Genomic DNA, 22285 nt, shown 5'->3' with positions numbered 1-22285 from the left:
AAGGCATTTGCTTTCGCTTATAATTTTAGGATTTAAGTAAAATTCTAAACAAAATATAGTATGGACGTACAGCAAAAAGACCTATCGTATTTCAGATTACGACTGCAAGAATTATTAAACAGCAGCTTCCCCGAAAAGGTACACGACCAAAAATTTATAGACCAACGGTCTTCGTGGGCTGCCAACGCTTATGAGGGGGCGTTCCGGTCGGGAAACGCCTTAGAGCAATGCAATGAAATAGCTAATTACATATTGTTTGAGGGCTTACACTTCTCCAAGTTCGACACGGTTTTTAAAGTGGTATGCAATGAGTTTGATACCATAATGGCAGATGAGGAACTGCGACCGTTCGCCCTGAAAATGTTTCCTGTTTGCGAACCTGTATTTGCAGGATATGAATTAACCGATGATTTCATCCACGGGTTTGAGTTCGATTTACTCTATACCGAACTGACCGGAACCATCGCAATATGGATTGAGGAAAATGGGCTTCAGTAAGCGGTTCCATCTCCAACAGAATATTGATGCCCTGCGAATTGTTTTTAAACTGGAAAAGGAGAAACGGCAAGCCACCGTAGGCGAAAGACTGCTAATGATGCGATACAGCGGATTTGGCGGTCTTAAATTCGTTCTGAACCCCGTAGAAAACGAAATAGACATCAATCATTGGAGAAAAACAGAACACGACCTTTTTCCACTCACGCAGGAACTCCACCAACTACTCAAAGAAAATTCCGAAGACGATAAGCAATACCGCAAGTATGTGGATAGTATGAAAAGTTCCGTACTGACGGCTTTTTATACCCCGCCAGAGGTCATAGATGCCATTTCATCAGCCTTGCGGGATAGCGGTCTGCATATTGATAAATTCCTCGAACCCTCCGCAGGTATCGGCTCATTCATACAATCCTTTTCGGAAAGTCAAAAAGCCAATGTTACTGCCTATGAAAAGGACTTGCTGACAGGCAAGATTTTAAAGCAGCTCTATCCCGAAAGCAATGTACGTGTAAGCGGTTTTGAGGAAATTCCCGAAAGGGAACAAAACAGCTATGATGTAGTAGCCAGTAACATTCCTTTTGGCGATACTTCCGTATTCGACCTTTCTTATTCCCGAAGCAAGGACAATGCAAAAATACAGGCTGCCCGAAGCATACACAATTACTTCTTTCTGAAAGGTGCTGATATGCTCCGTGAGGGTGGTTTGTTAGTTTATATCACTTCACAAGGCATATTGAACAGCCCTAAAAACGAACCCATACGCAGGGCGTTAATGCAGGATAATAATTTGGTATCGGTTGTAAGATTACCTAACAACCTGTTTACAGAATATGCAGGTACGGAAGTGGGAAGCGACCTGATTATCCTGCAAAAAAATACGGCAAAAGAAAATCTGACCGACAGGGAAGATCTGTTTTGCCGAAGCAATCCAACCGAATACAATACACCAGGCAATGCCTTGTTTCAAAACAGTGCAAGGATTGTGCATACAGACTACAAATTAGATACTGACCCATACGGACAGCCTGCCTTAATCTATACGCATAAAAATGGTGTTGATGGGATTGCCAAAGATTTGAAACAAATGCTTTCCGAAGATTTCGGTAAGCATCTGAATTTGGGTTTATACAAAGGCAAACGGAACGATGAGCCTATTATACAAATTCCGATTGAGCCAAAGGTTATACCTCCGGTAATAGAGCCTGTAACCATTCGGCAAAAACTACAACCCGAACCAACTCCGGTAGTCCGTCAGGAAAGCCCGCAGGAATTGAAACAACTAAGCATTTTCGACCTGTTTGAAAGTGCGGGCGAACCTGTTGCCGTAATTGCGTTACCCAAAAGAACTACCCGAAGCAAAAAGCAAAGCACCCGAAAAAGCAGAGATACAATAGGTCGCCAAACCGATCTGTTCAGTGGTGCATTGCAGCAAACCTATATACCGCCAAAAACCAACGGTACTGCTAACGGTACTCCAAAGATAAACAGCAAAAATCAGGAAGCAATTGGCGACCTGTTTTCACAAATAAACGGGAATGGCCAGACTGATAAGTCAGCCGTTCCCAATGCCATTAATAACGCCATTCCCGAACCTACCCCGTATAGTGGCGAACTGCAATCATTCCACCGTAATGATTGCCTTGTTGCGGATAACGGTTGGGTTGGTTATCTGCAAGATGTGCAAAGGAACGACGACAAGGCAACAGCAACCTTTCATCCGTTGCAATTGCCGAGCTCACAGAAAGCAAGAGCCGAAGCCTATATAGCCGTAAGGGACAGTTATATCAACCTGTACCAAAAAGAAGCTGAAAAGCAGACCGAGCATAAAGAAGAAAGGGAAACGCTGAACCTCCTGTACGATGGCTTTGTCAAAAAATACGGTAATCTCAATGCTGCCGACAATGCCAAGCTGATAAAGACCGACAGCGCAGGCAAAGAAATCCCCTATCTGGAGCGTATCATTGGCGGCGTAATCCACAAAGCGGATATTTTCAGCCGTCCCGTTAGCTTTTCTACCACTACGTTAGCAACCGACAATCCCGAAGAGGCTTTAGCCGCCTCGCTGAACAAATACGGAAATGTGGATTTGGACTTTATGTCCGAAATCAGCAGCCTGCCTACCGATACCCTTAAAGAAGCCCTGCACGGGCGGTTGTTCTTCAATCCGCTACAACAGGAATACGAAATAGCTGAACGTTGGATTGCAGGTAACGTAGTTGAGAAAGCCGACGACGTAAGAGCCTATCTCGAAAACAATCCCGATGATACCGAAGCCAAAGAAAGCCTTAACGCTTTAGAGGAAGCCCGACCAAAACGTATTGACTTTGAGGAATTGGATTTTAACCTCGGCGAACGGTGGATACCTACTGGGATTTATGCCCGTTTCGCTTCGCACCTGTTTGATGCGGATGTACTGGTTCATTATTCCGAAAGCTCCGACGACTTTTCTGTAAAGTGTCATCAGGGCAATATGCACATTTGGGAAAAATATGCCGTCAAAGCGGAAAGCCGCACGTTTGACGGTATTGCCCTGCTCAAACACGCCCTTGTCAATAACACGCCTGATATTACCAAAAAAGTACTGGTTGGCGACCAAGAGGTTAAAGTACGGGATATGGAAGCCATACAAATGGCGAACACCAAGATTGACGAAATCCGTACCGCCTTTACCGACTGGCTACACGCACAGAACGATGAGTTTAAAAACAGGCTGACCGACCAATACAACGATACCTTTAACTGTTTTGTTCGCCCGAACTATGACGGCAGCCATCAGGACTTTCCGGGATTAGACCGAAAGGCAGCAGGTATTGAAGACCTGTATTCAAGTCAAAAGGACACCGTTTGGATGATAAAGCTGAACAACGGTGCTATCTGCGACCACGAAGTAGGCGCAGGAAAAACGCTGATAATGTGTACCGCAGCGCAGGAAATGAAGCGTTTGGGATTAGCCCATAAGCCGATGATTATCGGGCTGAAAGCAAATATACCTGCCATTGCTGAAGACTACCGCAAAGCCTATCCACACGCTAAAATCCTTTATCCAGGTATTGATGATTTTACACCTCAAAAACGCCTCCGGATTTTCGGGGATATTAAAAACAACGATTGGGATTGTGTGATACTCACGCACGACCAGTTCGGAATGATACCGCAATCGCCCGAAATACAAAAGGAAATCCTCGAAATAGAATTAGACAGCGTAGAGCGCAACCTCGATGCCCTGCAATCGCAAGGTAAGGAAGTAACAAGAGGGATGCTTGCGGGTGTAATCAAAAGGAAAGAAAATCTTGAAGTAAAACTGAAAACACTCCAACACGATATTGAAAACCGCAAGGATGATATTGTGGACTTCAAAATGATGGGTATAGACCATTTGTTTGTGGACGAAAGCCACCAGTTCAAAAACCTGATGTTCAACACCCGTCATACAAGGGTAGCCGGACTGGGTAATGTGGACGGGAGCCAAAAGGCACTTAACCTGCTCTTTGCTATCCGCACCATTCAGGAGCGAACCAATGCGGATATGGGTGCAACCTTTCTTTCAGGTACAACCATCAGCAATTCCTTAACAGAACTGTACCTGCTGTTCAAATACCTGCGCCCTCGTGCATTGGAAAAACAGGGCATTCATTCATTTGATGCGTGGGCAGCTATTTACGCAAGGAAAACGACCGATTATGAATTTTCGGTAGCTAACAATATTGTAGCCAAAGAGCGTTTCCGCTACTTTATCAAAGTGCCGGAACTGGCGCAGTTCTATTCTGAAATCACGGATTACAGAACGGCTAAGGATATTGGTATTGACCGCCCCACTAAGAACGAGGTATTGTACAACATACCGCCAACGCCCGACCAAGAAGCCTTTATCCAAAGCCTGATGCAGTTTGCCAAAACGGGCGATGCTACTTTGCTCGGTAGAGAACCATTATCGCAAAGGGAAGAAAAAGCAAAGATGCTCATTGCGACGGACTATGCCCGTAAGATGTCGCTCGATATGCGTATGGTAAGTGGTATCTATGACGACCATCCCGACAATAAGACTTCGCATTGTGCGGCAAACATTGCTAAGTATTACAATCAGTTCAAAGCACAGAAAGGAACGCAGTTCGTTTTCTCCGATTTGGGAACCTATAAGCCAGGCGAATGGAATGTGTACTCCGAAATCAAACGCAAGCTCGTGGAAGACCACGGCATACCTGCGAATGAAGTAAGGTTTATTCAGGAGGCGAAAAATGACAAGCAACGTAGGGAACTTATCAACGGGATGAATGAGGGCAAAATCCGTGTTTTATTTGGTTCTACAAGTATGCTCGGAACTGGCGTAAACGCACAGAAAAGAGCCGTTGCCGTTCATCATTTAGATACACCGTGGCGACCGTCTGACCTTGCCCAAAGGGACGGGCGGGCAATCAGAAAAGGCAATGAGATTGCCAAATTCTTTGCCGATAATAAAGTTGCTGTGATTATCTATGCAGTTGAAAAATCGTTGGACAGTTACAAATTCAACCTGCTGTATAATAAGCAGCTTTTCATCGACCAGTTAAAGACTAACAACCTGACCAAAAGAACGATTGACGAAGGAAGTATGGATGAAAAATCGGGAATGAATTTTTCGGAATATGTGGCGATACTTTCAGGAAATACAGACCTGTTGGATAAAGCCAAATTAGAAAAACAAATTGCAGGTTTGGAAAGCGAAAAACAAGCTTTCAACCGTTCTAAATCTAGTGCCAAATACAAATTGCAAGATTATACAGTGTTATTGGAAAGCGCACAATCTCGTTTCAACAGAATGAACCTCGATTGGGGAAATTTAAAACAACGCATTCAAAAACATTCGGATGGAACTATTGCAAATCCTGTACAGTTAGACGGTTTACCACTTAATGCAGATATAAAACAAATCGGCATCAAGCTCAATCAACTTGCAGATAAATCCCGAACTGGCGGTCAGTACGAAGAGATTGGAAATTTGTACGGATTTACGTTGTTGGTAAAAACCGAAATGTCTGAAAAAGAAGGTTTGGATATTCGGGTAAACCGCTTTTTGGTACAGGGCGAGGGAAATATCAAATACACCTACAATAACGGGCTGATGGCAAAGGACCCTGAAACTGCCACAATGAATTTTTTAAGGGCTTTGGAAAAGCTGCCGGGCTTTGTAAAACAGGAACAGGAAAAAATCGCTGAAATACAGAAAGACCTACCTATACTTCAGGAAGTGGTTAACGGTACGTGGTCTAAAGAAAGTCGATTGAGTGAACTTAAAACGGAACTGGCAGCCGTAGAAAGGAAGATACAGCTTTCAATAGAACCTGTTAAGCAAGGGGAAGCAGTCCCGGAGCAGGTAGAAAAGCAGAAAGAAGCTCCAAAGGTTCAGGAAAGTATTATACGGACGAAAGGTGTTCATCTGTCGCGTGGCGTATTGTAATGGTCGTTTACTTTTCGTCCTGTTCGTCCATTTTCTTTATCAGTGCTTCACACAGGCTGTCAAGGAATTTCGTCCGGTTTATCTTACGGGCTTTCAGTTCCATAAATGTGTGGTAAAAATCGCCTAATTCAATATTGAAGGCATCTTCAAAAGTTTTAGCTATCAATTTTATGTCTGCATTCCCATTGTTAAATACACCGTGGGAGTACAGTGCATAAATCAATTCTGTAAGTGCTGTTTTGCTTGCTGTCCATTTCAATGAATTGTCCGAACCCTTTTTCACATTGATGTTATTCAGCCTGTCTTCCAAATAAACTTGTATCAGGTCATTGGCAATTATCTTGGCAACCTTATAATCGTGCGAAGTAGAAAAGCGGTGGTCTGCCTCGAAATAAAAAGTGTCCAACCATAACCTTATATCGTGCTTCCCACGTACAAAAAACTTCTCGTCAACGAAAGAATTGTTACTGCGGTAATACTTGTAAAAATCAAGGTTATTCTCAAAGAACCTTTTTAGCTTTTTTAGTTCTTTGGTAAAATATTTCTTGGTGCGCTTGTTTCCATACGGTCTTCTCGTTTCTATTTTATAGATGGAATTGTAGTAAATGAGCTTTGAAACAATAACAGGTTTCTGATACTTGAAAAAATGGATTTCCTCTTCCATATTTTTAAAGTCGTGCTTCAATACAAATTCCTTTAAATCGGCAAGGCTTTGAATGATAAGCTCTATAACCGCTTCTATTCTTTTTATCGGGCAGTCGGTTTCAATCTCCAGTTCCTGAATTGCAGTTTCTAATTTATGTAATATTTCATTATAGAATTTGTCCATTTAATTTACATTGGATGATGTTCCGGTTATTAAAAAAATGCCTAAATCATAATATTTAGGCATTTTCCTATTTGTTGAATAGGAAAATCAGCATTACATCTAACTCGTCTTTTTATAATTCCAAATCGCCAAGCCGTTCAATAAAACAGCAAATCCAATCATAATAATAAAATGATATTTGATGTCGGAAAAACCGCTTCCTTTCAAAATTATCATTCGTACTACCTCAATAAAATAAGTTACAGGAATACTCTTTGCTATGATGTAAGCCCATTGAGGCATTCCGTCAAGCGGAGTGAACAAGCCACTCATCAGCATAAAAATCATAATGAAGAAAAAGGCTACCGACATTGCCTGCTGTTGTGTTTCGGCAAATGTGGAAATGAGTAATCCCAAACCCAATAAAGCAATCAGATAAATTGACAAATAACCATACAACAAAAGCAAACTTCCGACAGGAACAATGCCGTAAACAAAACGTGCTACAATGAACAAGCCGATACTAAAAATTAACATTCCGATTGCCCAAAACGGAATGAGCTTGCCTAATACAAACTGATATTTCTTAATCGGTGTAACGTTGATTTGTTCAATAGTGCCGACTTCTTTTTCTTTTACAATGTTCAATGCACACATATAAGCCCCTACCATTGTTACCAACACAACCAAAATGCCCGGAACCATAAAAAAACGATAGTTCATAAATGGATTGAACCAATTTGATGAAGCAACGGTAATAACAGGTGCAGTATTATACTTATCGGGTTGTACCCATTGCAAGCGAATATCATTATTGTATGCCGAAATAATCTGTGCGAGATAAGCACCGCCCAAACCTGCTTTTACACCATTGATTGCATTAACAGCAATAAATAATTTTTGCTCATTTTCACGAACTAAGTTCTTTTCAAATCCCTGCGGTATTTCCAAAATCAAATCGGATTTATCTTTTTCAATCTGATTAAATGCACTTTGAAATGAGTTTCCGTAATCTGCCAATTGGAAATATCCCGAAGCGGTAATTTTTGAAATCAGTTGTTGCGAATAAGTAGAATGGTCGTGGTCAACGATTGAAATGTTGATGTTCTTTACTTCGTAATCGGCTGCCAACGGAAGTATGAGCAACTGAACTATCGGCACAACAAAAATCAACGGTAACAACGCTTTATTACGAAAGATTTGTTTGAACTCTTTTTGCAATAAAAATTTTAGCGTTCTCATACCAATCGGGTTTTAAATTTTTTGAAGCTCACTACCAATAAAAAACAAGTCATTCCGAAAAGCACCAATATTTCTTTCCATATAGCACTAAATCCAAGCCCTTTTATCATTATTGATTTTACAATGGTGTAATACCATTTTGAAGGAATGAGGTTACAAATGACCTGCAACGGAACAGGCATATTTTCGATAGGGAACATAAAGCCTGTAAATAACATTGTAGGTACTAACATACCCATCATTGAAATAAGCATTGCTGCTTGCTGCGACTGTGTTACGTTTGAAATCAATAAGCCCAAAGACAAAGCACAAATAATCAACAAGGTGCTTGTTGCGAATAGTAGTAAAACGCTGCCATTTATAGGCATATCCAAAAGCGTAATGCTTAATACAAGAATTATCGTAAGATTGATTAACGACAAAAACAAATACGGAATGGCTTTTGAAATGATAACCAAAAAGGGATTGAAAGGTGAAACTAACAGCACTTCCATTGTGCCTGTTTCTTTTTCCCGAACTATGGAAACGGAAGTCATCATCACACAAATCAGCATTAGCACCAATGCCATTACGCCTGGCACAAAGTTGGTTGCTCCTTTCAATTCGGGATTGTACAACATCCGCAGTTCGGGAACTATACGGAATGGCATTGCATTGTTTTTCATCAACTCCTGCTGATAATCCATAATGATATTGGTTGCGTAATTAGTTAATGTGTTGGCAGTGTTGGGGTCGGAAGCATCGGCAATAATCTGAACTTGTGCCTGATTTAAGTGCAATAAGTCTTTATTGAAATTGGTAGGAAAAATAATTGCCAATTTTGTGTTTCCTTCCTTAAAGGCTTCTTCAATCTGTTTGTGGCTCATTAATGCTTTCTGAATTTCAAAATTCCTGCTTGCTTCTATCTTGTTGATGATTTGTTGTGTGGCTTCATCTTTTGCATAATCGCAAATAACTATTTTGGAATTTTTGATTTCGTTTGTGAGTGCAAAACCAAACAGCACAATCTGCACTATAGGCAAGCCGAATAGCATTAACAGCGTTTTGCTATCACGGAATACGTGATAAAATTCTTTTCTTACAAATGATAAAAACTGTTTCATCTTTAATCTGATTTTCGTTTTGCTCCTCTTGCCAACTTATAAAATACATCGTCCATTGAAGCGGCTGAATATTGTTGTTTTAAATTGGCAGGTGTGTCCAATGCTTTTATTACTCCGTCCACCATCATAGAAATACGGTTGCAGTATTCGGCTTCGTCCATATAGTGGGTAGTTACGAAAATGGTAATACCTCTATCGGCTGCCGAATAAATCAAATCCCAAAACTGCCGTCTTGTTACAGGGTCAACGCCTCCTGTGGGTTCATCTAAAAACACAATTTTAGGTTCGTGTATTACGGCAACTGAAAACGCTAATTTCTGTTTCCAACCCAAAGGCAAAGAAGCCACTAATTTTTTTGCTTCGCTCTGCAATCCCAATGTTTCAATCAGTTCATTGCTTTTTGCGTTTAGTTGCTTATCGGATAAACCATAAATACCGCCAAAGAATTGAATATTTTCTATTACCGTTAAATCTTCGTACAATGAAAATTTTTGGCTCATATAACCGATGTTCTTTTTAATTTCTTCGGTCTGCTTGTAAATGTCAAAACCTGCAATGGTAGCATTGCCCGATGAGGGTTTGGAAAGCCCGCAAAGCATTTTCATTGCGGTTGTTTTTCCTGCACCGTTTGCACCTAAGAAACCGAAAATTTCCCCTTCGTACACTTCAAACGTAACTTCGTTTGTAGCGATGAAATCGCCAAAACGCTTGGTTAATTTCTCTGTTTTTATTACTACTTCGTTTGTCATATCAGTTCATCAGATTTATAAAGCAATCTTCAATGCTTGGTGTGATGTGTTTGAGTTCAATGTCTTGAAAATCGGCTTCCTGCAAGGTTTGTATCAGTTCATTTTGTGAACGCTCATTATCATTTTGAAACGTGATGTGATGAAAGTCGCCAAATGAAAAACAACTTTTTATCTGTGTGTTGTTTCGCAAAGCATTCAAGAGTTTACCCATATCGTTTGCCTTTACTGCAAACAACTTGTCGGGAAACTGTTTGATGATAGTATCGGGCGTATCAATAGACATTATGCTGCCGTTTTGTATCAATGCGATGCGTTCGCAAAGCGTGGCTTCGTCCATATAAGGGGTTGAAACCAAAATGGTAATGCCCTGCTGTTTTAAGCCTTTCAGCATTTCCCAAAATTCTTTTCTTGAAACTACATCTACGCCTGTGGTCGGCTCGTCTAAAAACAATACTGTTGGGCGATGAATTAAAGCACAACACAAAGCCAGTTTCTGCTTCATACCACCAGACAATTTTCCTGCTCTTCGATTTTTAAACGGCTCTAACTGTACATAAATATCCTTTACCAAATCGTAATTTTCCGCAACGGTGGTATTGAATACGGTTGCAAAAAAGTTGAGGTTTTCCTCTACTGATAAATCTTGATACAATGAAAATTTGCCGGGCATATAACCTACATTTTTGCGAATGGCTTTATAGTCTTTTACTACGTCAAAACCATTTACGGAAGCCGTACCGCTATCGGGAAGCAATAGCGTAGTAAGTATGCGGAAAATGCTTGTTTTTCCTGCTCCGTCTGCTCCAATCAAGCCAAACAATTCGCCCTTGTTTACCTCAAAAGAAACATCGTTTACTGCCTTTACTTCGCCTTTATTGTAGGTCTTTACAATGTTATTTAATACAACGTCTGCCATTGCTATTGGAATTTTATTTCGCCATACATACCTACTTTGTATAAACCGTCATTTTTAACTTTTATCTTCACGGCATATACCATATTTGCCCTTTCGTCTTTGGTCTGAATGGTTTTGGGTGTAAACTCCGCTTTGTCGTTTATCCAAATGATTGTACCTGCGGTTTCTTTGTAACCGCCTTTGCCGTCATCGGTAAGCACTTTTACTGTTTGGTTCAATTTTGCCTGTGGTAGTTGGTCGCCTGTGATGTAAACCCTCAAAATAATGTTGGATAAATTGGCGATTTTGTAAAGCGGTTTTCCCGCTGACGTCATTTCGTTGGCTTCGGCATATTTGGAAAGTACCGTTCCACTTGCGGGATTTATGATATAGCATTTTGCAAGCTGGTCGTTCAGTTGCTCAATCTGCACCTGCAATGGCACAACGTCTTTGCCTAAGCCCTCGCTTGAAATGCTCAACGTTGATTTTTGTGCTTCGATTTGTTTTTTCAATACTTCAATCTGTGCGTTGATGTCATCTAACTGTTTGGGTGTGGCTGCATCGCCTTTTACCAAATTAGCAACTCTTGTCCTTTCTCTTTCAGCCGTTCTAAGCTGTTCCTGCAAGGCAGATAGCTGAACAGGTATATTGGGCTTTTTTCCCAAAATGGCTGTAACCTGTGCTTCCAACTGCTTTTTCTTCAGATACAACTGCAAGCTGTCTATGTAGCCAATGGTTTGTCCTGCTTCCAATGTTTGCCCCTCTTCGATGCTGAACTGCTTGATTGTGCCTGTGGCTTCCGATGAAATAATGGTTTCTTCTGCCTCAAAACTTCCCGAAGCATCAAATGAAACTTTGTTATTGTTGCAAGCAGTAAGCACTGTTGCGATGCTTGCTATCAATGCGATTGTTTTTATTTTATACATTGTTCTACTTTTTTTATTGTTACTAATTTCCTGCTGTTGTTTGAGCGTTGTACTCTGTCATTAAAAGCTGTATTTCGTGTAAAATCAAACTTTGCTTCGCCTGGTCTTCGGCATTTACCGCAATGAGGTAATCGTTTGTGGTTGCCGTACCATAAGTAAGTTGATTTTGTGTGGTGTTCTTTACGCTTTCACGAAGTATAACAATGCTCTTATCGGTTTCAATCAAATCCTGCATTTTGGTTATATCAGCGTTTTGCTGTTTCAATGTGAGGTTGGTATTGAACAAAAAAGTTTCTCGTTGTATGTCTATCAAACTTTGATTGTTAGCAAGCATTTTCTTTTCGTTCTTATAAGTATAGAAACCTGTAATGTTCCAACTCAACCGTAAACCACCGATATAGTAACCTTGAAAATCATTATCCAGCATATTCAAACCAGGTCTGCCAAAACCGCCTTGAAAAAATGCACTCAAACGAGGCAGGTTTTTAGCGGTAATCAGCTTTTCCTGTACGTCAAAGGATTTTTTCTGTAAGTCGTAAAGTTTCAGTTCGGGGCGGTTGATTGTGGGTGTAAGCATTTGCCTATGTGGTTTTTCAAGAACGGTATTTTCATCAATCGACTTGCCGATGAACAAAGCCAGCATATCGGCATAGCCTTTGCGTGTGGCTTTCAGTTCAATGGTGCGCTGGTCTGCTTTCAGCAACTCGGCTTTCAGGTTGTCGGCTGTGCTTTTCAATGCTACGCCGTTGGCAATGGCTACATTGGTTTTTTCGATGCCGCTTTTAATATCCTTTTTAAGTAGTTCGGTCTGCTGGATTTGGGCATCAATCAATAATATTCCGAAATAAAGGTTGTTGATGCGTTCCCTTAGCTTGTATAGTTCCACTTCTGTTTTTTGTGTTTCTATTTCCGAATTGGCATTGATATATTCCTTTTGGTCTTTAACGGTAAACAGGTCGGTAATGGACTGCGATACCTCGCCATATAACCTGTATTGGTCTTTGCTTATTGTAGGAATATCCACATTGGGCAATGAAATCGGGACTTGGGTAACAGCCGATTGATAGGTTGCCTGTCCTGCTATATTGAATTGAGGTAAAACCCCTTTTTGAGCGTTGGCAATAGAATATTCCTTTGTCTTTTCTATCAGCGTGTACTGCTTTATCAAAGGATAATTCTGTTTTGCCATTTCAAGGCAGTGGTCAAGGGTCAATGAATTGTTTTGTTGTGCCATTGCCCAATGGCTGCACATCAGCAATAAGCCTATCAGCCATTTTGATTTTTGTTTATGAATTACTTTAATCATTTTATTTAATTTTTAGTTTCAATCATTTGATTAACTTATGGACAAAAAAATTTATTTCGCTTTCATCATCGCTTTTATCCAAACAGGTATCAATCTTTTACGCTCCTGCATCAGCTTGTTAAACTGTGTTTCATCCAACCCGCTTATTCCCTGTAACAATGGTTGTCCGATAAAAGGAAAAACAACCAAGCTCAATAAATTCATCAAAAAATGCAATGGGTTTGGTTCGGTAATTTTTCCTTTTGCAACAGCTTCCTGATGTTGTTTGACAAATGCAGAACTCATTACTATTTGTTTGATTGGTAATTTTTCTAACAGACCGCCCGAATTGTTACGGATTTCGTTCAACATAAAAATGGGGATATTCGGCTCTTGGGTAATAAAGTCTATATAATGGGAAGCAACCAATTCTACTTTCTTTTCTAAAGAGGTTTTCTCGTCATTCAATATCGTTGCCATAGTGTGCATAAAACCCGTTACGGTTTCAAGCATTATAATATCAAACAACTTTTCTTTACTGCGGAAATAATAATTGAGCAAAGCAAGGTTAATGTCTGCTTCCTCTGCAATGTCCCTTGTACGTGTTGCCGCAAACCCTTTTTTATGGAATACGATACGAGCAGCGTTCTTTATCTTTTCTTCAGTAGAAGTGTCTAACTTCTTTACTTCTTTACTTTTAGCCATTTTACATTAAAATTCTTTTCAGTGACAAATGTAAAAACTTATTCTTGATTTATCCAAATATTTTAATCATTTGATTAAATTTAGTTTTCGAAATTATTCTTGAAACTTGATAACGAGAAGGTTAGTAATAGTGCTGTACAAAAAAACAGGGCTGTAAAAAGTACAGCCCTGTTTTTGATGGATATATCCTAAAACGCTCTTATTCTTGCTGCACCAAATGTTGCAAATCCGGGTCATTTTTGATACGCTCCAATTCCATTTCGATAATCTGTACAATGTCTTGTTTTATCTGACGGTAGTTGCTTTCAATCTGCTGTTTCATTTTATCCTCGCCCTGCTCGTTTACGAAAGAAAGGATTTGCGGTATTTGCTTATAGGCTTTGGTTTCTGCTGCTACCTTGTCATTATCCACCACGATTTCAGCGTGGAAAATCTTTTGCTCGATGCGCTCATCAAAGTTATCCGATACAGAACCTACGAACATACCCTGTGTCAAAGTTGAAATTTTGGAAGCCGGAATAAGGCTGTCTAATTGTGTGGAAATTGAGGTAGATTTATCGTTGCGGTTAATGGTCATACTCTGGCGTTTCTGCAATACTTTTCCGAAGCGTTCCGAAAGGCTTTTTGCCGTTTCTCCAACCACCTGACCACTGAATATATTGCCGACGGTATTCTGTATTACCTTACTTTCTTTGTCGCCGTAATCCCTCGTTAATTGCGAAAAGTCTTGAAAGCCCAAACATACAGCCACCTTATTACTTCTCGCTGTTGCGATAAGATTATCCAGTCCCCTAAAATAAATTGTGGGCAGCTCATCTATGATTACTGAACTCTTTAATTGCCCTTTTTTGTTGATGAGCTTAACAATACGGGAATTGTACAAACCCAATGCTGCGGAGTAGATATTTTGGCGGTCGGGATTATTACCCACGCACAAAATTTTAGGCTCTTTTGGGTTATTGATGTCGAGCGTAAAGTCATCGCCAGTCATAACCCAATACAACTGCGGGCTAATCATTCTTGACAAAGGGATTTTTGCCGATGCAATCTGTCCCTGCAATTGGTCTTGTGCGCCACCTTGCCAGGCATCCATAAACGGAGAAAGATAGTTTTCCAAATCGGAATATGAGGTCAGAATGGTAAATACGTCCGAATACTTTTTATTCAGCAATTCAATGGCGTGCGGGAATGTACAATACTTACCATCCTCATAGATTTTCAGATACCAAATAATGGCAGCCAATAGGATAATTGGGCTTTCCACGAAAAAATCCCCTTGCTTCTGTATCCAGCTACGGTTGAGGTTCAGCATTATGGTGTAAGCCGCTTCGTAAGCGTCGGAAATGTCTGTCATAAAATCGGGATTGAGTGGATTGCACCTATGGCTCTTGCGTGGGTCATCGAAATTTATCACATAGAATTTTGGTTGAACTTTGTACTTATCCCGATGCTTCAATAAATGATTGTAGGCAATGGTGGAAAGGTCGTCAAATTTAAAATCATATATATACATACTAAAGCCTTTCTCAATCTGCTGCTTGATGTAGTTGTTTACGATGGCATAAGATTTACCGGAACCCGGAGTACCCAACACGATTGATGCCCTGAAAGGATTTACAATGTTTATCCAACCGTTGTTCCATTTGCCTTTGTAGTAAAATTTGGTGGGCAGGTTAACGGAATATTCATTTTCCATCAGCTTTGTTTCCTGTTGAAAGCTCTCGTTCTCGTTGTTGAAAACATCGTCCATTAAGTTGGTACGAAGCAAGCGGCTCATCCATACGCCCGCCATCAGCAAAGCAATATAACCTAACGAGATAGTAAGGATATACAGAAATGTGCCTATTACCGGAGATAGCTTTAACAACGGCGTGTTCAGAAAGAACAGCACAAAACCAACGCCCAAAGCCACGTAGATTTTAGCCCAGGTTATCTTCTCATTCTTTACGCCTTTCGTTCCCAAACAACTCAAAGCAAGCAAAACCAAAGCGAACGCCTTGGTATAAAGGGTATGTGAAAACAAGCCCGCCGTCCGGTCGAAATTGCCTAATATCTTGTTGATTATTTCCAACGTCCAACCACGTTCTAAAAAGAACCCGTAGCAGAACCAATAAAGGTGCATCAGCACCAAAAGAATACTGACTGCCCGCATAAAAGCCATTATTTTGGCTAAACCTCTTAAATCGTCTTCTCCCTGCATTCTTTTTTAGTTTTAATGTTCGGGCGTGAATTTAAAGGCTCTACACAGCGGCTATAAGAATGTGGCAGTCAATGGCGGTGCGTGGCAGTGTTTGGCGAAGTGATAAGAGTTGTAGCTTCTATGATCCTTTTGTATCGTAACATTTATGAAGCATCCAAATAAAAAATACTTTTAGTTGCTCTTCTGTTTTCTGTCCGTCAGCAACATTTTTTGTCCTGCTGAATTGGTGGACAAGGAACACTTCCGTAACTACAATAAACACAACAGTCTCCTTGTTTTGGTTTAAGAACTTGTTTGCATTTTTCACATTCGTAGAAATATTGGCAAGCGTCTGTCGGCATTGTTTCTTCTTTCTTGTGTCCGCAGTTGGGGCAAGTAATTGTTGATTGCAATATGATTTCCATTTGGTTTTATTTTTTGTCGGTTACAGAATATCCTGTTGAGTTAATTGCTTTTTCGACCTCAGAAATATTCGTTTTTGAGTTGTCAAATTCCACGATTGCGTTTCCTTTTTCGTATGAGGCGTTTGAACTTATTATTCCTGTCAATTTATTTACTTCGTGATTTACGTGTTCGCCACAACTTGCACAAGTCATTCCGCTAATCGTAAATTCTACTTTTTGAATATTGGATTTGTCCACCGCTATAATTTGCTTTTCTGTCTTTGGGTAGAAAATGCTTGAGTAGTATGGAAAGGCAAGCATTACGATTGCAAATGCTGTTACAATTCCTAAAAACATTTTTGACTGAATGAATTTTGGTTTTTCTTCTGTCTCACAATTGCAATCTATCTGCTTTTTGGGTTTCAACTTTTGATACCAAGCAAAACCAAGAACCAAAATTGTCAACCCGATAAAATAGGGTCGAAAAGGTTCAAGCCAAGAAAAAGTGGAAGCAAGACCGCTTGTTCCTGCAATAAGAGCCAATACTGGTGTGATGCAACAAAGAGAAGCTGCAATTGTAGTCAAAAGTCCTGCACCAATTAATTTTTTGTCAGTTTTCATATTGTTTCTAATATTTTGTTTTCGTCAAGTATTTTGAAAAATGGTTTCAGCATTTTTTCATACTCTTTAGTCAGTGAGTGAAAAATAGTTTGAGCTTCTCGTTCGGTTTCAATAAGTTTTCTGTCTTTGAGTTTCCGCAAGTGTTGTGAAACCGCTGAAATTGTCATACCAAGAATATCACTTATATCACAAACACAAAGTCGTTTTTCTTCATAAAGTAGAAAGAGTATTTTCAGTCTTACATTGTTTCCCGCTAATTCAAGTCCGTTCGATAAATAGTCAAAAGAACCGTTGAGTTCTGAAACTCGGTCTTTACAGCGGTTTATTTGTTTAATGTCTGCTTGTTGTCGTATGCAAGAATTATTGTCCATAGCACAAAGATAGTCAATTTGTTTATTTAAGCAATTACTTAAATACAACTTAAATTCTTTCAGAATTATAAAGTGACAGCTCAATAAATCTTTTTAAAAACAGATTTTTAATTCCAAAATCTGACCTCTTACAGTCTTCTTTTTTTTTTCTTCTTCATTTTGTTAGCAAAATCCTGTTCCTCGTAATCATCGCCCTGTGCTTCGGGTAACAAACCGCCAAATGCCTCAATCAAACCGTCTTCGTGTTTTTCAGTAGTATTCAGGAATTCGAACAAATGATGAGGTTCTTCCGCAGGAAGATCTGCATCATTTGATGTGGATGTTTTTGGAAGTTGTACGACAGGTTCTTTAATCTCCGGTTTGATATTATTGTTCCAATAATCATTAAAGGTATTGGCAGAAAGTTCCTTTGCTAAGCGTGAACCGTTCCAAACCGCCTTTGAATTGTGGTCTATGAAAGTGATACCATAAATACGACCTGTATCGTTCCGGCGGACCACTACATTAATGCCCTGTTCACTCAACTGCTTTTTAAAAGCCTGCTCATCATTTGTGGATTTCAGAGCAATAGAAATTGCAGCTTTTAGGGTCTGCTTACTTGGGTGGTCTTTTAAATCCTCTTTGCATTTTGCAAAATGCAGTTCCAAAGCCGGAAGCCCTGCATTTTTACCAAACAACGAAGCCTTGAACGGATGCCCGGCTCTTTCGCCTTTCTCGTTTAAAGGAATATATAATAAGCCTTGCCGCATTTTTCCCTGCAATTCGCCCTCCACTTTTTCGGTGGTAACATTAAACAGGGAAAGCAAGGCATTGTATTCGCCCAAAGTCTGAAACTTATAATAATTCGGTAGGTGGCGGACAACCGAAGCGATTTGGCTTTTCACATCGCCTGCCCGATAATCTACCGGACGGAAAATCTTGTCGTTCTGCTTGTGTTCTTTATCGGTTGCGGGTATCAAGCCGTGTTGTCTTTCCAGTTCACGGCACACATTCATAGACCGCATTTTCTCGAATTTGTCCGAAATCTTTTTGCCCTGCTCGTCCACGCAAACCGATACAATGTGTATATGGCTGCGGTCGATATCGGTATGTTTGAATACCACAAAAGGCTGTTCGCCGTAGCCCATTTCACGCATATATTCCTCTGCTATTTCCCGAAATTTATCATCGCTTACCTTGTCATTCGGGTCGGGGTTGAGCGAAATATGCAAAGTATGTTTCTCGGTATTTCGGTTGGCAATCAGATAGGGCGCAAAAGATTGGGCTAATTGTGCAACGGAATAATGCCCGTTAGCGGTTTCAATTATCTTATTGGCGAACAAAATTTGTCCGTTTTCATTTTCTACTTTGAGCTGATTGTACGCCAATGCTCCGTATAAATTCCCGCTTCTGCCAATCTTTGCTATCATTTCTACCGCTATTTTTTGAGGTATTTTGCATCAAATTCCTCGCTCATCTGAATGATTTTTTGACAGAGCATCGCCATTTCAGCCGTTTGTTTTTCCAGTTTGTACAGGAATGCTGCGGCTTTTTTCTCCGAAAAATTCTTGTACAACAGCTTTACAATTTGGTTGTAGTTCACGCCTATGGAACGGAACTGGCTGTGAAAAGAGGTCAGCCGCATATAAAAATCAACTGTTCCTTTGTCAATCTGAATGGTCTTTATGGTCTTGTCAAAGATGCAGGACGTAATAAAATGCGCCTTTACCTGCATACCTGATTTGTCAAAAAGAGCAAGAAAACGGGCGTGTTCCTGCTCGTTAAAGGAAATCGTGTATCGGATGTTCGCCGGGTCTTTTTTCGGGCGGCGTCCGGTCTTCTTCTGTTGCTTATTGTTATTATCATTCATCACTAATCCATTTTAAATCCATACAAAACCCTGACTTCGGAAGGTGTTTTCTGCCCCTGCAAAGGGCAAGTTGTTTTGAGCATCGGAAATCATTCCGAGATGCTCAAAACACAACTTGCCGTGTTCTGTTGAACACAAAAATCCGCCCTGCGGGACGGAATGATTTTAACAGGGAAAAACGGCTCGATGCCGTTGCTGTTAAAGTCCATTTTGTCCATTCGATTTTGCATAAATCCATTAATAAAATTCATTTTACAAAGTAAAGTCCTCTTTCTGAAAGCATTGCAGTGTAACAGAGTGCCAAACACTGCCTTTGAACGCCAAACACTGCCACCTATGTACAACAAGGAAAATAACATTGGTTCTTTGTATCAGATTTCAGGCAGGAACGCTGTCGGACAATCATTCAGAGCGGACTGATAGCATTCAAAAATGCAAACCATTCTGCAAGCCGGATTGCAAGACTTCAAGATTGCAGGATTGCAAGAAAGCAAACGTGATAGACTGACGGCAGGCGAGCACACAAGACAGATTTCCTGAACGTATGCAGGTTTGCAGGAATACAGGAATGACGGCTCTCCTGACTGATAACAAACAAGAACGGGTGCAGTCCTGCCGCATCGCAGAAAGGCAGGCAATCACAAGTTCAGTCAAGCAAGATGGCTGGCTATCCTTCAAGGAAGCCGGAACGAAATCAGGAATGACTGACAGACAGTCCGCAGGATAGAATGCCTGCAAGAAAGTAGAAACTTTAAATTTTTAAGATATGGACACAAAAAAGAAACCTCTGTTCGTTGCCTTTTCTTCTCAAAAAGGCGGCGTTGGCAAAAGCACATTTACAGCACTTGTAGCAAGCCTGCTCCATTACCGAATGGGCTACAATGTAGCCGTGCTGGATTGCGACTATCCACAGTACAGTTTATTGAAAATGCGTGAAAGGGATTTGAAAGCTGTACAGGAAAACGAACACTTTAAGCGGATTGCCCACAGGCAGTTTATGACCATTAATAAGAAAGCCTACACGATAGAGCAATGCAAAGCGGAAACCGCTTTGGGGGAGGCTGAAAACTTAATAAAATCATCCGCCATTCCGTTTGATGTGGTTTTCTTCGACCTGCCCGGAACGGTGAATTCTGCCGGAATACTCCATACCCTTATGGGAATGGATTACATCTTTTCGCCTATCACGGCTGACAGGGTTGTCGTGGAAAGTACACTAAGCTTTACACAGGCGCTTACAGATATTATAATGAAAAGCGGAGGAAGCACCATTAAGGGCATCCACCTGTTTTGGAACCAAGTGGACAGACGTGAAAAATCAGAACTCTATGATTTGTACGGCAAATTCATAGCCGATTTGGGTTTCTCCCTGATGAAGATTTATGTAACGGACAGCAAGCGTTTCAGAAAAGAAAGCGAAGCGATGGAAAAAACGCCTTTCCGTTCTTCTTTGCTACCGCCCGACCAAAGGCTGATGACTGCCTGCCAGTTGGATTTATTTATCCAGGAATTTTTAAGAACCATTGAACTGTAACGATTATGGAAAAAGGAAATAAAAAAAGAAACACGCCTGAAATTGACGAGGAATATGTAATGTCCCTAATGGCTGGCGGTGTCCGCAAAGAGGGAATGCAACAGCCTCCTGAAGAACCTCCCAAAGAGGAAATTAAAGAAGAAATCATCAAAGAAGAAATTACGGAGCCAGTACAGGAGAAACCTGTACAAAGGGAGCGGACAAGAGCCAAGAAAAATTTGGATAGCACTTATGGCGAACGCTTCCTCAATACGCACTCAATGGAAAAGCGGGGCGACAAGAGCATCTATATCCGGCAGGAATACCACGAACGCCTGTCCCGTATCGTACAGGTTATCGGAAAAGATAAGATACCGCTGTATGCGTATCTCGACAATATTCTCGAACATCATTTTGAACTGTTTGAGAAAGCGATTACCGATGATTTTAATGAGAAGTTTAAACCCATTTTTTAAAGCAACGGATTATGAAAACTACAAACAAAAAAACAGACAAAGCCATACGCACGGCTCAATACAAATCCACATTCCTTACACCTACGGAGTTTATGGCAAGAAAAGGGAAAACGGTATATATCAGCAAAGAGTTTCATCAGAAACTGAACTTGCTTGTATTTATGCTCGGTGGTGGCAAGCTGACCCTTGCCGATTATTTGCAGAATTTGCTTCAGCATCATTTTGATGATTTCGGGGCGGAAATGAAAGAGCTTTACGACAAAGCAAACAAACCAACCTTTTAAAAATTACAGCGATGAACAGCAATAGAAAAAATCAGAAAAATAAAGAGCGGAAAAACCCTTATCCCTCTTTATTCCTTATCAACAGATTTCCTTCAGGACGACACGGAAAAGTAGTGTACATACGTCCCGAATACCACGAACGGCTACTTCGTATTGTACAGGTATCAAGAGAGGACAAAGCCACGCTTTACTCTTTAATAGACAACATTCTTGAACATCACTTCAAGGAATTTGGCGAAGATATTATTGATTATTACAACAAACAGAACAAACCAATTTTTTAGCGATGGAAATAGTAATTGTAATATGCCTGTTGATAGTCATTGCCCTGCTTTTGCAGGACAAGATTGTTATTAAAAGAAAGTCGGAACAAAAACCGAAACAGGAAAAAGTCAATCCGAAACTGCCCGATATTATGGGACAACCGAAGCCCGTACGAAGCCAATCAGTGCCAAACACTGCCAATGAAAGCCAAATGGCAGAACCGGAGGTAGATGTTGATAATTTAGACATCGAATACGACGAAAATGAAAACGTCGGCATTCAAATTCCGCAGGAAGAATTGGATAAGGTGTTCAGTAATAATGTACCCGATTTAGCAGAGGAAGAAGAAGATTTGAACAGGTACAGAACTTCCGGTAGCGATGACGGTTTTGCCCAAGGGGTTACCTTTGAAGAACTAAACAACGTGGGGGTGTTGCTCCAAAAAGAAACATTGGAACCAGCCCAAAAGGAAACAGCGATTGATATAGTTCAAAGATTACAGGGAACCGAATTATTTGCTCTACTGGAAAGTTCAATGCAAGGTGCTTCAAGAAAGATTGCCGAGCTTTTGGACAGCACACTTTCATCATCTGATACCGAAACCAGTTCTTCCAATTTGCGGAAGAATGATTTAAGTGATTTTGATATTGCCGATTTCATATAATCCGCATTTCCGAAA

Annotated in this window: 22 protein-coding genes; 8 read left to right on the top strand and 14 right to left on the bottom strand. The window is 40.5% G+C overall.

The annotated features are described in order from the left end of the window. Positions 1 to 60 precede the first annotated feature (60 nt). Together RTX21_RS14475 and RTX21_RS14470 are read left to right on the top strand one after the other, a co-directional pair. The gene (locus tag RTX21_RS14475) at positions 61 to 498 is read left to right on the top strand and encodes a DUF1896 domain-containing protein (RefSeq protein WP_066434609.1); all 438 of its coding nucleotides are present in this window, start codon (positions 61 to 63) and stop codon (positions 496 to 498) included. Beyond that, entirely contained in the window at positions 485 to 5932 is a 5448-nt protein-coding gene (locus RTX21_RS14470) for an N-6 DNA methylase (RefSeq protein WP_312768720.1), read from the top strand. The genes RTX21_RS14475 and RTX21_RS14470 overlap by 14 nt, the downstream gene beginning before the upstream one ends. Positions 5933 to 5939: 7 nt before the next feature. Here the strand turns inward: RTX21_RS14470 and RTX21_RS14465 are convergent, their stop codons facing one another. The 14 genes from RTX21_RS14465 to mobA form a co-directional block, all read right to left on the bottom strand. Then, positions 5940 to 6761 carry an RteC domain-containing protein gene (locus RTX21_RS14465; protein ID WP_002978441.1) on the bottom strand — a complete coding sequence of 274 codons (822 nt, stop codon included), beginning with the start codon at positions 6759 to 6761 and terminating at the stop codon, positions 5940 to 5942. A 99-nt stretch (positions 6762 to 6860) separates the two neighbouring features. Continuing rightward, a complete protein-coding gene (locus tag RTX21_RS14460) occupies positions 6861 to 7982 on the bottom strand; it encodes an ABC transporter permease (protein ID WP_002978443.1) in 1122 nt (373 codons plus the stop codon). Then, complete coding sequence (locus RTX21_RS14455; protein WP_002978445.1) at positions 7979 to 9085, bottom strand: ABC transporter permease; 1107 nt, start codon at positions 9083 to 9085, stop codon at positions 7979 to 7981. Before RTX21_RS14455 ends, RTX21_RS14460 begins: the two co-directional genes overlap by 4 nt. A 2-nt stretch (positions 9086 to 9087) precedes the next feature. Then, a complete protein-coding gene (locus tag RTX21_RS14450; RefSeq protein WP_002978447.1) occupies positions 9088 to 9834 on the bottom strand; it encodes an ABC transporter ATP-binding protein in 747 nt (248 codons plus the stop codon). 1 nt (position 9835) lies between these two features. Next, positions 9836 to 10750, bottom strand: coding sequence for an ABC transporter ATP-binding protein (locus tag RTX21_RS14445; protein ID WP_002978450.1), 915 nt, complete (start codon positions 10748 to 10750; stop codon positions 9836 to 9838). Positions 10751 to 10752: 2 nt separating this feature from the next. After that, a complete protein-coding gene (locus tag RTX21_RS14440; protein ID WP_002978452.1) occupies positions 10753 to 11655 on the bottom strand; it encodes an HlyD family secretion protein in 903 nt (300 codons plus the stop codon). A gap of 22 nt (positions 11656 to 11677) precedes the next feature. Beyond that, complete coding sequence (locus RTX21_RS14435) at positions 11678 to 12961, bottom strand: TolC family protein (RefSeq protein ID WP_312768716.1); 1284 nt, start codon at positions 12959 to 12961, stop codon at positions 11678 to 11680. 51 nt (positions 12962 to 13012) lie between these two features. Then, a complete protein-coding gene (locus tag RTX21_RS14430) occupies positions 13013 to 13645 on the bottom strand; it encodes a TetR/AcrR family transcriptional regulator (RefSeq protein ID WP_002978457.1) in 633 nt (210 codons plus the stop codon). A gap of 199 nt (positions 13646 to 13844) precedes the next feature. Beyond that, positions 13845 to 15845 (bottom strand): conjugal transfer protein MobC, encoded by a 2001-nt coding sequence (gene mobC, locus RTX21_RS14425; protein ID WP_002978460.1) that lies wholly within the window; start codon positions 15843 to 15845, stop codon positions 13845 to 13847. 197 nt (positions 15846 to 16042) lie between these two features. Next, positions 16043 to 16249, bottom strand: a complete 207-nt coding sequence (locus RTX21_RS14420) for a GDCCVxC domain-containing (seleno)protein (RefSeq protein ID WP_002996045.1) — start codon at positions 16247 to 16249, stop codon at positions 16043 to 16045. 6 nt (positions 16250 to 16255) lie between these two features. Continuing rightward, the gene (gene merTP / locus RTX21_RS14415; protein WP_002978464.1) at positions 16256 to 16849 is read right to left on the bottom strand and encodes a mercuric transport protein MerTP; all 594 of its coding nucleotides are present in this window, start codon (positions 16847 to 16849) and stop codon (positions 16256 to 16258) included. After that, positions 16846 to 17220, bottom strand: a complete 375-nt coding sequence (locus tag RTX21_RS14410; RefSeq protein WP_002978466.1) for an ArsR/SmtB family transcription factor — start codon at positions 17218 to 17220, stop codon at positions 16846 to 16848. Before RTX21_RS14410 ends, merTP begins: the two co-directional genes overlap by 4 nt. A gap of 128 nt (positions 17221 to 17348) precedes the next feature. Next, complete coding sequence (gene mobB / locus RTX21_RS14405; RefSeq protein WP_312768710.1) at positions 17349 to 18629, bottom strand: conjugal transfer protein MobB; 1281 nt, start codon at positions 18627 to 18629, stop codon at positions 17349 to 17351. A gap of 8 nt (positions 18630 to 18637) precedes the next feature. Beyond that, entirely contained in the window at positions 18638 to 19069 is a 432-nt protein-coding gene (gene mobA, locus RTX21_RS14400) for a conjugal transfer protein MobA (protein ID WP_066440844.1), read from the bottom strand. 544 nt (positions 19070 to 19613) lie between these two features. Between mobA and RTX21_RS14395 the strand changes: the two genes are divergently transcribed. The 6 genes from RTX21_RS14395 to RTX21_RS14370 are packed head-to-tail and all read left to right on the top strand — an operon-like array spanning position 19614 to position 22270. Beyond that, positions 19614 to 19796, top strand: coding sequence for a hypothetical protein (locus RTX21_RS14395; protein ID WP_312768707.1), 183 nt, complete (start codon positions 19614 to 19616; stop codon positions 19794 to 19796). Positions 19797 to 19835: 39 nt separating this feature from the next. Then, positions 19836 to 20603 (top strand): ParA family protein, encoded by a 768-nt coding sequence (locus RTX21_RS14390; protein WP_312768704.1) that lies wholly within the window; start codon positions 19836 to 19838, stop codon positions 20601 to 20603. Between the two features lie 5 nt (positions 20604 to 20608). Continuing rightward, the gene (locus RTX21_RS14385) at positions 20609 to 21058 is read left to right on the top strand and encodes a DUF3408 domain-containing protein (RefSeq protein WP_312768702.1); all 450 of its coding nucleotides are present in this window, start codon (positions 20609 to 20611) and stop codon (positions 21056 to 21058) included. An 11-nt stretch (positions 21059 to 21069) separates the two neighbouring features. Beyond that, on the top strand, positions 21070 to 21342 hold the full coding sequence (locus tag RTX21_RS14380; protein WP_312768701.1) for a DUF3408 domain-containing protein: 273 nt from the start codon (positions 21070 to 21072) through the stop codon (positions 21340 to 21342). Positions 21343 to 21353: 11 nt separating this feature from the next. Next, positions 21354 to 21626 (top strand): DUF3408 domain-containing protein, encoded by a 273-nt coding sequence (locus tag RTX21_RS14375; RefSeq protein WP_312768700.1) that lies wholly within the window; start codon positions 21354 to 21356, stop codon positions 21624 to 21626. Between the two features lie 2 nt (positions 21627 to 21628). Then, positions 21629 to 22270 (top strand): conjugal transfer protein TraD, encoded by a 642-nt coding sequence (locus RTX21_RS14370; RefSeq protein WP_312768699.1) that lies wholly within the window; start codon positions 21629 to 21631, stop codon positions 22268 to 22270. Positions 22271 to 22285 lie beyond the last annotated feature (15 nt).

The sequence above is a fragment of the Epilithonimonas sp. genome (assembly GCF_032054305.1).
Taxonomy (GTDB): Bacteria; Bacteroidota; Bacteroidia; order Flavobacteriales; family Weeksellaceae; genus Epilithonimonas.
The sequence above is the reverse complement of the archived record's forward strand: the minus strand, read 5'-3'. Positions and strand labels throughout refer to the sequence as shown.

Bases quoted from the DNA above. Each gene is read 5' to 3' on its own strand.
- RTX21_RS14475 (WP_066434609.1), top strand. From the start codon at position 61: ATGGACGTACAGCAAAAAGACCTATCGTATTTCAGATTACGACTGCAA.
- RTX21_RS14470 (WP_312768720.1), top strand. From the start codon at position 485: ATGGGCTTCAGTAAGCGGTTCCATCTCCAACAGAATATTGATGCCCTG.
- RTX21_RS14465 (WP_002978441.1), bottom strand. From the start codon at position 6,761: ATGGACAAATTCTATAATGAAATATTACATAAATTAGAAACTGCAATT.
- RTX21_RS14460 (WP_002978443.1), bottom strand. From the start codon at position 7,982: ATGAGAACGCTAAAATTTTTATTGCAAAAAGAGTTCAAACAAATCTTT.
- RTX21_RS14455 (WP_002978445.1), bottom strand. From the start codon at position 9,085: ATGAAACAGTTTTTATCATTTGTAAGAAAAGAATTTTATCACGTATTC.
- RTX21_RS14450 (WP_002978447.1), bottom strand. From the start codon at position 9,834: ATGACAAACGAAGTAGTAATAAAAACAGAGAAATTAACCAAGCGTTTT.
- RTX21_RS14445 (WP_002978450.1), bottom strand. From the start codon at position 10,750: ATGGCAGACGTTGTATTAAATAACATTGTAAAGACCTACAATAAAGGC.
- RTX21_RS14440 (WP_002978452.1), bottom strand. From the start codon at position 11,655: ATGTATAAAATAAAAACAATCGCATTGATAGCAAGCATCGCAACAGTG.
- RTX21_RS14435 (WP_312768716.1), bottom strand. From the start codon at position 12,961: ATGATTAAAGTAATTCATAAACAAAAATCAAAATGGCTGATAGGCTTA.
- RTX21_RS14430 (WP_002978457.1), bottom strand. From the start codon at position 13,645: ATGGCTAAAAGTAAAGAAGTAAAGAAGTTAGACACTTCTACTGAAGAA.
- mobC (WP_002978460.1), bottom strand. From the start codon at position 15,845: ATGCAGGGAGAAGACGATTTAAGAGGTTTAGCCAAAATAATGGCTTTT.
- RTX21_RS14420 (WP_002996045.1), bottom strand. From the start codon at position 16,249: ATGGAAATCATATTGCAATCAACAATTACTTGCCCCAACTGCGGACAC.
- merTP (WP_002978464.1), bottom strand. From the start codon at position 16,849: ATGAAAACTGACAAAAAATTAATTGGTGCAGGACTTTTGACTACAATT.
- RTX21_RS14410 (WP_002978466.1), bottom strand. From the start codon at position 17,220: ATGGACAATAATTCTTGCATACGACAACAAGCAGACATTAAACAAATA.
- mobB (WP_312768710.1), bottom strand. From the start codon at position 18,629: ATGATAGCAAAGATTGGCAGAAGCGGGAATTTATACGGAGCATTGGCG.
- mobA (WP_066440844.1), bottom strand. From the start codon at position 19,069: ATGAATGATAATAACAATAAGCAACAGAAGAAGACCGGACGCCGCCCG.
- RTX21_RS14395 (WP_312768707.1), top strand. From the start codon at position 19,614: ATGCAGGTTTGCAGGAATACAGGAATGACGGCTCTCCTGACTGATAAC.
- RTX21_RS14390 (WP_312768704.1), top strand. From the start codon at position 19,836: ATGGACACAAAAAAGAAACCTCTGTTCGTTGCCTTTTCTTCTCAAAAA.
- RTX21_RS14385 (WP_312768702.1), top strand. From the start codon at position 20,609: ATGGAAAAAGGAAATAAAAAAAGAAACACGCCTGAAATTGACGAGGAA.
- RTX21_RS14380 (WP_312768701.1), top strand. From the start codon at position 21,070: ATGAAAACTACAAACAAAAAAACAGACAAAGCCATACGCACGGCTCAA.
- RTX21_RS14375 (WP_312768700.1), top strand. From the start codon at position 21,354: ATGAACAGCAATAGAAAAAATCAGAAAAATAAAGAGCGGAAAAACCCT.
- RTX21_RS14370 (WP_312768699.1), top strand. From the start codon at position 21,629: ATGGAAATAGTAATTGTAATATGCCTGTTGATAGTCATTGCCCTGCTT.